The sequence below is a fragment of the Streptomyces sp. NPDC004561 genome, assembly GCF_053602155.1.
In genome coordinates this window covers 1-11,726 of sequence record NZ_JBSGDB010000286.1, presented here as the reverse complement: position 1 = coordinate 11,726, position 11,726 = coordinate 1, and the positions used below count along the sequence as shown (strand labels likewise).

General features: G+C 67.6%; 11 protein-coding genes and 3 pseudogenes. 8 read left to right on the top strand and 6 right to left on the bottom strand.

Annotation, left to right across the window (positions count from 1 at the left end; all coding sequences use genetic code 11):
* Positions 1-295: 295 nt before the first annotated feature.
* A complete protein-coding gene (locus ACWEN3_RS30125; protein ID WP_452976983.1) occupies positions 296-793 on the top strand; it encodes a DUF1877 family protein in 498 nt (165 codons plus the stop codon).
* 1,601 nt (positions 794-2,394) lie between these two features.
* Here the strand turns inward: ACWEN3_RS30125 and ACWEN3_RS30120 are convergent.
* The gene (locus ACWEN3_RS30120) at positions 2,395-2,976 is read right to left on the bottom strand and encodes a TetR/AcrR family transcriptional regulator (protein WP_452976981.1); all 582 of its coding nucleotides are present in this window, start codon (positions 2,974-2,976) and stop codon (positions 2,395-2,397) included.
* A 113-nt stretch (positions 2,977-3,089) separates the two neighbouring features.
* Between ACWEN3_RS30120 and ACWEN3_RS30115 the strand changes: the two genes are divergently transcribed.
* The gene (locus ACWEN3_RS30115; protein ID WP_452976979.1) at positions 3,090-3,470 is read left to right on the top strand and encodes a nuclear transport factor 2 family protein; all 381 of its coding nucleotides are present in this window, start codon (positions 3,090-3,092) and stop codon (positions 3,468-3,470) included.
* Positions 3,471-4,394: 924 nt separating this feature from the next.
* On the opposite strand, the gene ACWEN3_RS30110 is transcribed toward ACWEN3_RS30115, so the two are convergent.
* Positions 4,395-4,835, bottom strand: a complete 441-nt coding sequence (locus tag ACWEN3_RS30110) for a VOC family protein (protein WP_452976977.1) — start codon at positions 4,833-4,835, stop codon at positions 4,395-4,397.
* Between the two features lie 486 nt (positions 4,836-5,321).
* Positions 5,322-6,092, bottom strand: coding sequence for a TetR/AcrR family transcriptional regulator (locus tag ACWEN3_RS30105; RefSeq protein ID WP_452976975.1), 771 nt, complete (start codon positions 6,090-6,092; stop codon positions 5,322-5,324).
* Positions 6,093-6,197: 105 nt separating this feature from the next.
* On the opposite strand from ACWEN3_RS30105, the gene ACWEN3_RS30100 reads away from it, so the two are divergent.
* The 3 genes and pseudogenes from ACWEN3_RS30100 to ACWEN3_RS30090 all read left to right on the top strand — a co-directional run.
* Positions 6,198-6,584, top strand: a complete 387-nt coding sequence (locus tag ACWEN3_RS30100) for a VOC family protein (RefSeq protein WP_452976973.1) — start codon at positions 6,198-6,200, stop codon at positions 6,582-6,584.
* 439 nt (positions 6,585-7,023) lie between these two features.
* Entirely contained in the window at positions 7,024-7,464 is a 441-nt protein-coding gene (locus ACWEN3_RS30095; RefSeq protein WP_452976971.1) for a DUF6417 family protein, read from the top strand.
* A gap of 37 nt (positions 7,465-7,501) precedes the next feature.
* Positions 7,502-7,633, top strand: a pseudogene (locus tag ACWEN3_RS30090) (IS5/IS1182 family transposase); the annotation flags it as partial.
* Between the two features lie 528 nt (positions 7,634-8,161).
* Here the strand turns inward: ACWEN3_RS30090 and ACWEN3_RS30085 are convergent.
* Positions 8,162-8,617: a DUF4232 domain-containing protein gene (locus ACWEN3_RS30085; RefSeq protein ID WP_452976969.1), complete on the bottom strand. Its 456-nt coding sequence runs from the start codon at positions 8,615-8,617 to the stop codon at positions 8,162-8,164.
* A gap of 326 nt (positions 8,618-8,943) precedes the next feature.
* On the opposite strand from ACWEN3_RS30085, the pseudogene ACWEN3_RS30080 reads away from it, so the two are divergent.
* A pseudogene (locus ACWEN3_RS30080) lies at positions 8,944-9,069 on the top strand (2-oxoacid:ferredoxin oxidoreductase subunit beta); the annotation flags it as partial.
* A gap of 182 nt (positions 9,070-9,251) precedes the next feature.
* Here ACWEN3_RS30080 and ACWEN3_RS30075 read toward each other — a convergent pair.
* Both ACWEN3_RS30075 and ACWEN3_RS30070 read right to left on the bottom strand, forming a co-directional pair.
* On the bottom strand, positions 9,252-9,470 hold the full coding sequence (locus ACWEN3_RS30075; RefSeq protein ID WP_452976967.1) for a hypothetical protein: 219 nt from the start codon (positions 9,468-9,470) through the stop codon (positions 9,252-9,254).
* Positions 9,471-9,537: 67 nt separating this feature from the next.
* Positions 9,538-9,672, bottom strand: a complete 135-nt coding sequence (locus ACWEN3_RS30070; protein ID WP_452976985.1) for a hypothetical protein — start codon at positions 9,670-9,672, stop codon at positions 9,538-9,540.
* Positions 9,673-10,232: 560 nt separating this feature from the next.
* Here ACWEN3_RS30070 and ACWEN3_RS30065 point away from each other — a divergent pair.
* Both ACWEN3_RS30065 and ACWEN3_RS30060 read left to right on the top strand, forming a co-directional pair.
* A complete protein-coding gene (locus ACWEN3_RS30065) occupies positions 10,233-10,931 on the top strand; it encodes a trypsin-like serine peptidase (RefSeq protein ID WP_452976965.1) in 699 nt (232 codons plus the stop codon).
* 252 nt (positions 10,932-11,183) lie between these two features.
* Positions 11,184-11,279: pseudogene (locus ACWEN3_RS30060) on the top strand (IS5/IS1182 family transposase); the annotation flags it as partial.
* Positions 11,280-11,726: the final 447 nt, after the last annotated feature.

Below are 11,726 nucleotides of genomic sequence, written 5' to 3'. Positions count from 1 at the left end.
CTCGACAGATGTATCGGTCGGCGAAACTCCCCGATCATCCCCGTCGATCTTGCTGCCGCACCGGGAAACTCCAAGATCCCCGACAGAGTCAAGCTAAGGGGGACCAGCTCGACAATCTGGGAGGTATACGGCCCGGAGACCATCGGACACGGTATCGGCCACGGTGTAGGGCCGGAATCCTAAATGGCCTGTCCATGGCGGTCGATCTCGACGACACACGGCCGTCAGTGCCGTCGAGTAAGTTCTGTCCGTTCGGCCCGACAGGCGGGCTGCCGAACCCGGGGAACTCGTCGCAATGAGCATCCACCTGCACCTTCGCGCCGTCGCGGAGTCCGAGATTCGGGACGACCACACCTGGCTTGCGGCGTTCATGTCCGAGGCTTGGGACAACCACCCCGACGAGTACGCAGCGGGTATCGCCGACTCGATCAACAAGGTCTGGGGCACCGTCAATGACCTCTACGCCGCAGCCGATGTCCTCGGCACAGACGCCGACAAGCTCTGGCCACTGCCGATTTACGGTGGCCGCCCCGTGCCGCACAGCGCTGACGCCGACCCCTCCGACCCACCCCTGATGCTTCTGGAGCCGCCTGGGGTGTCACAGGCCGCAGATTTCCTCGCGACTGTTTCCTTCGACCAGCTGTGGAACGGTGCCGGGGCCAAGATCATTGGCCCCGGCTGGGACGAGGCGCAGGCCAGGCAAGAGTTCCTCGGCTATCACAGGGACCTTCAAGGGTTCTACGGGCGGGCGGCTTCGGCAGGCCATGCTGTGGTCAAAGCGATATGGGCTTGATACGTGGTCACGTGCCCGTTACAGCCACCCGTTGATGGTTGCGACCAGCACGGTCGCTTCGTAGCGGACAGCAAGTTCTGTCGTATCGGGTGGCGCCGCCACGGTGGCGCTTGGCCCTGTTGATCCCCGCTCGACCGCATGCCGCTGCGCGTAGTTGTCCTTCGATGGTTCGCCGACGAGGACCGCCACTGCGAGGAACGCCGGCCGCCGGCACCGGAGTGGCTGATCCAGTGCGGCCCGCGCAAGACCCTCAACTACTCCAGATACACCACTCGTTTGGCAGTCCCCCTACCCGGCCCGGGGCTTCCGCCGGGCCCGGCCCCGGAAGCGAAGTCATGGACACGGTTCCGGCTTGTCCGTTGTCCACGCAGGAACTCGACGTCGAGCAGGCCCTGAGTCGCCGCACGGGAGTAGTTACCTTGCGCACGGGAAACGACAGCGGCTGGCCTTGTGCTGCCGCCGTCGGCGACTGAGACCTGAGTCGTAGGATCACTCACCCCGCAGGGGGAGGGTGATCAGTCGGGTGGTCGACGCCGGGCTGCCACGCTCGCTGTGATGCTCACGGCATGACCGAGAGCGGACGGACTTCAAGGACTCGACGGCGTACGGGGTTGCAGGGCCGACCTCGCCGGGTGGGCTTGATTGCAGTGGCCTGGACAGTGACGTACACCGCCTTCTGCCTCGCCTGTGCGCTGAGCGGGATGCCGCTCTTCGGTGGCAGCGATCGGGTGTCCTCCGCGCTCGATTGGGTGGCGGTGGCGGTGGGCGCACTCACAACTCCTGTCTGCGGGGCGGTGGTGCAGCACGGGCCGCGGCCGGTCCTGCGAGTGCTGCTGTGGACGGGTTGTGCAATGGCTGCCGCCGCCGCGTTCAGCCTGCTCATGGACGTGATCACGCTACTGTTCGGTGAAGGCGTGGACAATTGGACAGCCGCCACAAACCATGTGCTGGCAAGCGCCGAGGCATTACTACTTTCGGCAACCGCCCGCTCTGAGCGTCCCCCGCTCATCGGGGCTACGGCGCCGGCACCGTCCTGTGCATCCAAGCGAGTGCAGCTCATGTCGTGCGCGGGGACGGCAGCGTTCCTGCCCTACGCCGCGATGAAGTTGTTCTGGGCATGCGGAGGCAGCTTCGCTGGGATGAGCAAGGAGGAGATGCTCGCGATCTCCAAGCGCAACGGCGCTTCGGAATTCTGGCTCGCTCTGGAATCCTGGGGCCTGGACGCCCACAGCAGGCGTGATGACCATACGGAAGGGCGACTTTCATACCTCGGGAGACGCCCTGCTGGTCAGTTGGCCCGGCATGGTCGCGTTCGCCGTGTACGGGGTCGCCTTGACCGTCGCTGTCCGCTCGTACTGGCTTCGGACCCGTCCGCTCCCTTACGGCCGGCGTCCCTGCACTTGACCAGTGCCAGCTCTCCTCGAGTGCGGTGCGCCTGGCACCCAGTGATCGACATGACGTCGAACCATGACCCGCGAACAGTCCAACGGCCCCGGGACTGGTGGGCTCGCGTATCGCCCTCATCGACAGTGGAAAGTGTTCCGCAGCCGCGTACTTGGCTGCGGAGCACGACCCTGGGGGGTGAGGTCAGCAGGTCTTCATCAGCATTGCGGTCGGGAGGGGGCGTTGAACAGGTCGGCCACCAGGGCGCGGGCGTAGGTTTCGTCGGTGTCGGGCATGGAGAAGACGACGCGGAAGTAGAGCGGGGCGACGATCCGGTCGAGCAGCCGTTCGAGTGGGGGTGGCCGTTCGCCCCGGCCGCGGGAGGCTTCGAGGACCGTGTCGAGGCCGGCGGTGGCGCGTTGCAGGCATTCCCGCAGTCCGCTGCGGCGCTCGTCGATGTCGGGGGAGACCTCTGCCCGGAAGAACGCGATACCGCCGGGCCGGGTCAGATCGTTCAGTGTCCGGATCGCGTAGGCCTCCAGGTCAGTTTGGAGGTCGCCGCTGGAGGAGGGCGGGACGTCCGTGCCGCGTACGGCTGCGACCTCAGCCAGTAGGGCCTGCAGGGTGCCCCAGCGCCGGTAGAGGGTGGTGGGGTTGACCCCGGCGCGCTCGGCCACCGCGGGGATCGTCAACTGGGACGCGTCGCGTTCGCCGGCCAGCTCGGTGAGGGCCTGGTGGACCGCCGCCCGGACGCGGGCGCTGCGGCCGCCGGGACGCTTGGCGGGAGGTTCGGCTTTCACGCCAACCAGGCTAACGCAGAGTCGATTGCTTTAGTGCGGCAGGGGCGCTAGTCTCACTAAAGCAAATCAATCTGCTTTAGGCGCTTAGCGCCATCATTCCGGAGGGGACCACCATGACCACCACTGCCCACGACCTTGGCCAGCGCTTCCACGCCGCACTCATCACCGGCGACTGGCAGGCCATCCGGTCCATGCTCCATGACGACGCCACCTGGACCCTGCCGGGCGACAACACCATCAGCGGCACGGTCGTCGGCGCGGACGCCGTGGTCGACCGCGCCCAGAAGATCGCTTCCTACGGCCTGTCCTTCGAACTGCTGCACGTCCTGGTCAGCCGCGAGAACATGGCCCTCTCCCTGCACAACACCGCCCAGCGCCCGGACGCGATCCTGGACGAGTACCTGACCACCGTCTGCCGCCTGCGGGACAGCAAGATCACCGACATCGAGACCTACTTGTCCGACGTTCCCGGCATGAACGCCTTCTTCGTCTGACGGAAACCCGGACTCCGGACAACTCCTGCCGGACATCGGCCCACCGCCCTCGACCGATCACGGACTACCGCCCGATCCCCGCGCCGGCCTTGGACGGCGCGCCAGAGAAGCGAGCGCTGCGGCCCATCTCACGAAGCGTCGATGGCCTCGCGACCCGGATCACCTGAGCGAATGCGTTTGGGCATAAGGATCAGCGACCTGGTGGGCGAGCTGAATGCCGCACTCAAGCCGTTCAGCATCGGAGTCGGCAGCCTGACCGACCGCTGCCCCAGCATCCTGTCGGTCACGTTCCCGCGGCTGCACAACCACCTCGCCGAAGACGCCACGAGCGCGCCACCGAGACCTGCCGCCAGCCCTTCGTACGCCAACGCGGCCGCGCCGTACGGCCAGTACCGCACCAGCGGCATCAAGTACCGCACCCGTGAATGCGCCCGCGCCCAAGCCCAACGTGAACACCGCCGACGCCGCAAGCAGGCCGAGCCCAACTCCTGGCCCAGGAGCGGCCGTGGCAGCTCGCCTGGCGGATCAACCTCCGAGTCGGCTGGTGAGTGCTTGCCCGTGTACATCGATCGATGGGGCAACGTGCGCAGCCGTTCGGCCAGGCCTGCCCGGACTGCGCCGTCCTGGTCGGGCAGTGCTTCGGCAAGGCGGTATAGCCGGGCCCGGGCGGTGGATCGGAGCCGGGCGGCGGGGACGTCATCGAGTACGTGGTGGGCCCGCTGCGCGGCGTCTTGGGGCGTGTGGGCGGCCTCGGCCTGACGATGTGCGACCCGTTCCAGGTGAAGGCGATCGGTACGTTGCGCCGGGTTCCGTCCTTGGCGATGTAGGCCAGGCGGGTCACGTCACGGGCCGGCAGCTCCTGGCTGATCGGGTGGTTCAGAACCTCGATGCTCTCGTTCGGCTGCATGGTTCGGTTCCTCCTTCTCAGCGCAGTTGCTCGGCCAGCCCGACGATGATGCCCTCCGGGCCGCGGAGGTAGCAGAGCAGATAGCTGTCCTCGAACCGGGCGATCTCGCCGACGAGTTCGGCGCCATGAGGGCGCAGGCGGGCAACGGTGTCCTCGATGTCGTCGACGGCGAACATGACGCGGTGCGTGCCCAGAATGTTGTGCGGCCGGTTGCGCGGCCCGGCGCTGATCACCGCGGGGCTGCGGTACTTCGCCAGCTCGAGCCGGCTGTGACCGTCCGGGGTCCGGAGCATCGCGATGTCACAGCGGACGCCGTCGAGTCCGGTGCACTGGTCGGCGAAGAGGCCCTCGACCTCCCCCCTGCCCTCCAGCCCCATACCGAGTTCCACGAAGAACGCGATGGCGGCATCCATGTCCTCGACGACGATGCCGACGTTGTCCATCCGCTGAATCGCCATGCTGGTTTCTCCTTCTTCCTCGTGCGGCCGGTGCTGGCCACTGATGTCCCTGGGACGGAGCCGGTGGCACGTTCTCGACATCCGCAGACCGCCGAACTCCGAAGATTCTGCATCGCGCCTCGGCACAGCCTCAGCAGACCCGCGAGCCAAGAGCCACCACCGAGGGTGAGTGCGGCACAGGTTGCCGCTCTCGTGAAGACAACCAACCGCAGCGTGCCATCCGCGTTGTGGCATCGACGTCGCCCGCGACGCCTCCGGCCGGTGACGTCACCCCGCACGCCGGCACCGTACCCGCCCCGACCTCTCCCCTGCCGACGTGACCACTTGACGTCGCCGCCGCACTGACAGCAGCACGGCGCGGCGGCCCCGCCGACGCGCAACCGGCCGAGCGCGCGCCCCGATGTGCTCGCGAATGCAGCGCAGCTGATTGCGATCGACGGCCGGCGGGCGTGAACGCGGACGTTGCCGGACCGGCATGTGAGGTGGCTATCGGGAACGGCTCACGATGAGGTGCGCAAGGCCGTCCAGGATGCGCTGCAGCCCGAAGCTGAAGGCGTGTTCGGGGTTGTACACGCCCTGCTGAGCTGCACCCGCGGCACTTCCGACCCGGGCGGCGAGGGGGAACCTGCCAGGATCGAAGACCCTGGCCAGAAGTGGCGCGTTGGCTGCCCACCACTGCTCGTCGGACATGGCGCTGTCGCGGGCGGCAGCCTGGGTATCGAGGTCAGCGCGGGCGACGGACTGGACGAAGCCAAGCAGGAAGGTGAGCGCCGCGTCCATCTCGACATCGTCGAGGCCGAGGCCGTCGAACGCGGCCAGTTCGTGTTCGTACTTTGCCATGAGCCCGGGACCGAGCGGTGGGCGTGTGGTAGGCAGGGTGGCCACCCAGTTGTGGCGCCTATAGAGGTCGCGGTTCTCGTGTGCGACTGCCTCCACTCTCGTACGCCACGCGGCGGCTGTGTGATCGGTCCGCGGCATCTGCAAATAGGCGGCGTCCAGCATGAGGGCGAGCAGGTCCGCCTTGCCCGGGACGTACGTGTAAAGCGTCATCGGCGTGACGCCCAACTGCTGCGCAACGCTGCGCATGCTCAGGGCGTCCAGCCCTCCGGAGTCGGCGAGCTCGATGGCGGCCTGGACGACCGCGTCGACCGTCAATCCCTGCCTGGGGCCGCGCCGGGGACCACCTTGTCCGGGCTCACGCCATAGCAGTTCCAGGGTGCGGGCCGGGTCGCCTGTGCCGCTTCGTTCCTTGGCCATGCGCTCCATCCTTCCCTCAAGGCTCTGTCCTCGTTCACCCTCTCCACTCTGTACAATGTATAGAATACAGCGTACAGAGATTTGCCTCGAGCTCCAGGAGAAGCCATGAAGATCACTTGCACCGCCGTCTCCTTGACCGTCGACGACGTCCCCGCCTCCGCCGCATTCCTGACCAGGCACTTCGGCTTCCAAGAAACCATGGCCGCCGAAGGCTTCACCTCTCTGGTCCGCGAGGGCGCCGTCAATGTGATCTTTCTGCAGCGCGGCATCGAAGTCCTGCCCGAGGGCGTCAGGGACCAGCACGCCGCGGGTGTGATCACCGCGTTCACCGTGCCTGACCTGGACGCGGAGTACAAGCGACTGCAGAGCGAAGGCGTCTGCATCACCATGCCGCTGCGCGAAGAGCCATGGGGTGAGCGCCTCTTCCAGGTCACCGACCCGAACGGTGTAATTTTCCAGCTCGTAGCCTGGGCCACACCAGACAACCAGTGACGGCCCTGAGGCCGGTCGTGGAACCGGCGGGCAAGCTTGGCAGCGGTCGCCGAGAATTCGGTCCGCAGCCGCCGCAGCACACCGTCGACCACATGACGATGGTCACAACACGGACGACCACGCCCATCCTGGACAGCGGAAAACCCTGCGGGGCGTCGCAAGTGCTTCACTGAGGCCGACTCTCCCATCGAGCTCATAACACGACGCCGAGCGCGCCTTCTTGGCGGCGGGGAGCAACAGGCGCAATCAGCCCGCAGGAAAGTGCAGTGCTGTCACAACTCGTGAAAATTCCGGCTTGCTCGAGGCGCTGCGGGTGCTGCGCGAGCACCAGGAGGCAGACGAGCGGGGCCGGGTGCTGCTCGGCATGCTGCGCCCGGACCATCACAAGGCGGTGGAAGCGGCGGCCCGCTAGGGCCTGGTCGAGCTCGCCGACCGGGAGATGCGCGCGGAACTGTCCGCGTACGAGGGCGTCCCCATCCGGTGGGCGGCCCGGCTCACCGGCCACGGCCAGGACGCACTGGCCTACGCCGAGGCCAGCCCCTCCGCCGGCCACCTGCCCGACGGGTCGGCAGACGGCGAACGGCTGATCGAGCTGCGCCGCACGGAGATGAACGCCCTACGCGTCTACCTGCACCTCAGCGGGCGGCTGCAGATGCCTCCGGCCGAGGGCTTGGTGGAACGAGTACGCACCGCGCGCCTGCTCGGCAACCTGTGGGCGCTCTACCTGAACGCAGACCACATCACCTCACTGGCTTACGCCTTCCGCCTCCGCGCGGTCGGCGGCTTCGCCTCGGAGGCCAACCGCTTCGCCCGCCACTACGGCGTCGCCTTCCGCCCGGACGAGGCGACCGGCAGCCTGCAACCAACCCAACTGCGCTAGACCCTGTCCTACATGGCAGTTGGCCGTTGGGCTGCGTATGGGCCGGGGCACGTGGAATTGGATTGTTCCGGACGGCTTGTGGGAGATCGCCAAGCCGTTGATCCTGAAGGACCGGGTGCGGCCGCAGGGCGGCGGCAAGCAGTTCGTGCATGATGCAACTTATTTCGCTCCAGGTCAGGCAGGCCGAAGAGCTCGATGATTCTGGGCCTCGCCGATGAAGGACGGCCGACGCGGAGTGCGAGGCCGGGTCTTGCCTGCGGGAAGTTCAGTCCCTCGCCACGGGTTTCGAGCGGTGACCAGGCCGCCGTAGCCCTACAAGGACGAGGGTCGGCGACCTCCGCGGTGACGGTGACTTTCGGAGTGCCGATGTTTCAGCCGCGGCTGCCGATCGCGGTCGCCGGTCAGGCACGCCGGGCGTCACGGCAGACGACGTGCTCGGCAGACGGCCCAACGCGTACCGCCCGACGCACGGGCCATCATTTACGGACAGGCAGCGACGCCCCCGTGATCCAGTCCAGCGCACAGCGCAGCCCCCGATGCGTTCCCCGTGCCGCCCTGCGAGACGGCACCCAGTGGACCGTGGTCAGCGGGCCACCGTTGCCGTGATTACACAGGAATCGAACTTGCGTGCAGCCTTTTCCGGGCGCCAGATGGCACCCCGTCCGCGACCGGTTCGTCGCCGTGCCGCTTGCGCCGTCTACCGCGGACGGGGTGCGCCAACGTGAATGGTGTCGCAGAACACCGGCGTCACGCGCCGGCCGTGCGGATCGGTGATCTGCAGCGAAGCGCCATAGTCGGTGGACACGGGGTGCGGTGGCAGCACCTCGATCTGTGGGGCGTCGTCGACCGGTATGGCACAGGAACCCTCTACGGAAGGGGACGCCGGGTAGAAGAGCGGAAAATCCACCGTGTTGCCGTGATCCAGCACCAGCCGGACCGGCGCGTTGGCTTTCGGCTCCGACCAGACGGCCGGCCCTTTGCCGGCGTAGGCCTGCACCTTCGGATAGCCATCGAACCTACAGGGCACGGCGCTGGTGTTGGTCGCGCTCAGCAGAGCCGTCGGTGCCTTGCTCGACTTGTCGGCGAGGAGTGTCAGCCTCCATCGCAGCTGCGCGGTCCCGCATGCGGCATCCACCGATGCAGTGGGGGACACGCTTGTCCGACCCCGGCCGGGGGGCGGTGCCGTCGCCCGTGACGACGGCCCGGTGCCCGGCTTCCCGGCATCTTGATGCGCTGGACCGCACGCCACAGCAGCCGCCATAACTGTCAGGCTGATCGCGGAGACTGCCGCTGTCCGCCGTGCCACGAGGACTCCCCCCGGAAAGCGACCCCCGCGGAGGCCGGGTGCCACCGCTCATGCCTCCCGGACAGGGAGATGCATTCGTCTCCGTGTGCGTTGTCCTCCGAAGCGGAACCCATCTCTGCACTGCGAGGGGCAGTCCCCAGACCGCGGGCGCGTCTTCGTCGGGGTTGGCACGGCGGCCCGTCTACGACACGGCGATGGACGACCAACTCGATGCGGCCGTCGAACACAAGGGCAAGGGCGACGTCGCCGCCCTGCTCGCCGCCGGCGACACCTGGACTGTCGCCGGCCGAGGCCCGTAGTCCGCACTCGAGGCCGGGGGACACCACGTCCTCGGCCTCGTCCTCTGCCCCGGCCGTGCCCGCTGCCGGGCGGTGAGCGCCGCGGGCCACGGTGGGCTCTCACTGACATCCCCCGGGCCCACGCCAGCACCGGTCACTTCGCAGCGCTTCGCCCCTCGATCCGAGGCTGACGGAGGCTCCTCTCACGCCGCGAGACGTTCCCGCACCCAGGTGGTGGCCAGCGGCGCCAGCCTCTCGGCCAGGAGTTGGCCGAACTCCTCCGGCAGCGGCTCCCCCACGTTGGCGACATCGCCGATCTCGAATGCCGCCTCCCAACGCCGTCCGGCCGCCGAGAAAGCGACCTGGATCGGCCGGCAGGTCCCGTCGGCCTCGATGTCCGTGACGGTGAAGGCGCCCCACACGGGATCGTCCGCCCGGCGCCCTGGAAACGCGAGTGCCTACGTCGGGCTGCGCCCACCCTGGAGAACGTCATGCTTCGTGATCGGGGTCAAGCACCACCATGAACCTGTTGCCTTCCGGATCCGTCATCAGGGCGCACATGCAGTCGTGAGGTTCCACCACAGATGCGCCTTTGCCGATCAGTGTCTGAACCTGTTCGGCGATCGTTCCGACTGAAGAGTCACCTACGTGTTGTACGTCTCCTTGTGGCCATCATGCACGCACTTGAGCGGCGGAGTGGCGTAGCGCCCGCTGCACTTCGTCCACTTGCTGTCCTTGTGCATCACCGACCCTCCCCCACGCAACAGACACACCACCCAGTACAACTGAGCAACAGCAGGTCACAACCAAGATCAATAAGGATCCCCAACAGATACGCCACAGCAGGGCAGGGGGCTTCCCATCACCTGGGGGACGTCGCAAGGTACGGCGGCCGTAGGGGGGTTTCACAGGGAATTCTCAGTTAGTCGGAGCGCGCCTCTCACTTTCGTAAGAGAGAGTGATCAGTGATGGAGCGCATCTCACGCATCATGCTCACCTCGCGCCCCGCGTTGCTCAGCGCCGTGGTGATGCTCACCCTGACCTCGTCCGTGGCGGCCGCCCAGGTCAGGTCCAGGCCTTCAGGGCCTATGTCGGAAGTTCCATCCGCCCGGCGGGCGGGCCCCGGGGCGTCCGATGCATGCGATCGCGAGGCGGAGGGGCGCCCGACAACGCAGCGCGCGTGCGTGCCGGGAATCGCGGGGCAGGCGGGGCCTCCTACTCAGGCCCCAGGGGCCACCGGCGGCGTCGTCGCCGATCGGCAGACGGTACGGGTCGGCGCGCTGTTCGGCGCGGACCGGGCCGACGACCTGTCCGGCGGGCACCTGTGCACGGCCTCGGTCGTGCACAGCCCCCAGGGCGACCTCATCGTCACCGCCGCGCACTGCGTGAGCGACACCGGTACCGACCTGGTGTTCGTGCCGGGCTACCGGGACGGGCACGCGCCTTTCGGGGTGTGGAAGCTGGGGCACCGCTATCTGCCCGACGGATGGACCAAGGACCAGGACGAGGACAGCGACCTGGCCTTCGCCACCGTAGGCGACCAGGACGGCAAGCCCATCGAGGACGTCGTCGGAGCCAACCGGTTCACGACCGGAACGGCCACCGGCGCCACCGCCGTGACCGTCATCGGTTACCCCGACTCCCGCGAGACGCCCATCAGTTGCACCAACAAGCCGACCTCCCACAGCAGCACGCAGCAGCGCATCAACTGCCCCGCCTTCACCCAGGGCACCAGCGGCAGCCCCTGGCTCAACAGTGAGGGCCAGGTCGTGGGCGTCCTCGGCGGCTATGACGAGGGCGGCGACACCGACGACGTGTCCTACAGCGTGACACTGGGCGGCCAGGCGGCCGACCTGTACAAGTCAGCGATCCGTGATCCGTGATCCGTACGATATCCGGTACTCTCCGCCCGTCGCTTTCCCAGCACTCGCGCGCGCAACGCGGCACCGAATCCTGCAGCATATGCGGGACACACGGGCGTGTTGGGTAGCGGCGTCGGCCGGGACCTGCACAACGGTGGCTGCGGCACTTCAAGCTCACCGCTGCGACCGAAGGGACCGCCCTGGACCGGTTCGCCGAGTTCGCCGAAGCCTGTGGCGGGAAGAATCCGGCGATCGTGAAACTGTGGGAGAACGCTGAAGAACTCTCGGGCCGTCGCGACTCGCTATGACAAGCGCGGCTACGCCTTCTCTGGAACGGTCACTGCCGCGGCCCTGGTCATCTGGTTGCGGTCATGGATCGACGTGCTGGTCTTCTGTTCTCGACATAACCGGCTCGGTGCCGAGCGTCCAGTGGCGGCCGGCGCCATGCAGCTTGCTCAAGAAGTGCCAAACGCTGCGACCTGCGGCTTAGCTGTCGGTGTTGGCACCATCGCGCACTCCGGCGGCGCGTCCAACGGCCACGACCGGAAGGGGCACGGCCGTATGGGGCAGTCTGTGCGAACGCCCTCACGCGACGAGGGCGGAAATCCGCAGCCGACCAAAGGCCCAGTCCTTGACGGCATTGGTCTGGGCCAATACCGTCTGCCTCGCACAGAACTCCACATGGCTCAACGCCGCCGATCTTCAACAGAGTTGACGATGCACCCGCCGGTTGGGAGACCCGGCCGCGCAGCAGCTGCTCATCGTCACTGTCCATGCCCCCAGCCTCGCAGCCGCCACTGACAGCGCGGGCTCGAC

Coding starts and splice junctions, on each gene's coding strand:
- ACWEN3_RS30125 (WP_452976983.1), top strand. CDS start 296: ATGAGCATCCACCTGCACCTTCGCGCCGTCGCGGAGTCCGAGATTCGG.
- ACWEN3_RS30115 (WP_452976979.1), top strand. CDS start 3,090: ATGACCACCACTGCCCACGACCTTGGCCAGCGCTTCCACGCCGCACTC.
- ACWEN3_RS30110 (WP_452976977.1), bottom strand. CDS start 4,835: ATGGCGATTCAGCGGATGGACAACGTCGGCATCGTCGTCGAGGACATG.
- ACWEN3_RS30105 (WP_452976975.1), bottom strand. CDS start 6,092: ATGGCCAAGGAACGAAGCGGCACAGGCGACCCGGCCCGCACCCTGGAA.
- ACWEN3_RS30100 (WP_452976973.1), top strand. CDS start 6,198: ATGAAGATCACTTGCACCGCCGTCTCCTTGACCGTCGACGACGTCCCC.
- ACWEN3_RS30095 (WP_452976971.1), top strand. CDS start 7,024: ATGCGCGCGGAACTGTCCGCGTACGAGGGCGTCCCCATCCGGTGGGCG.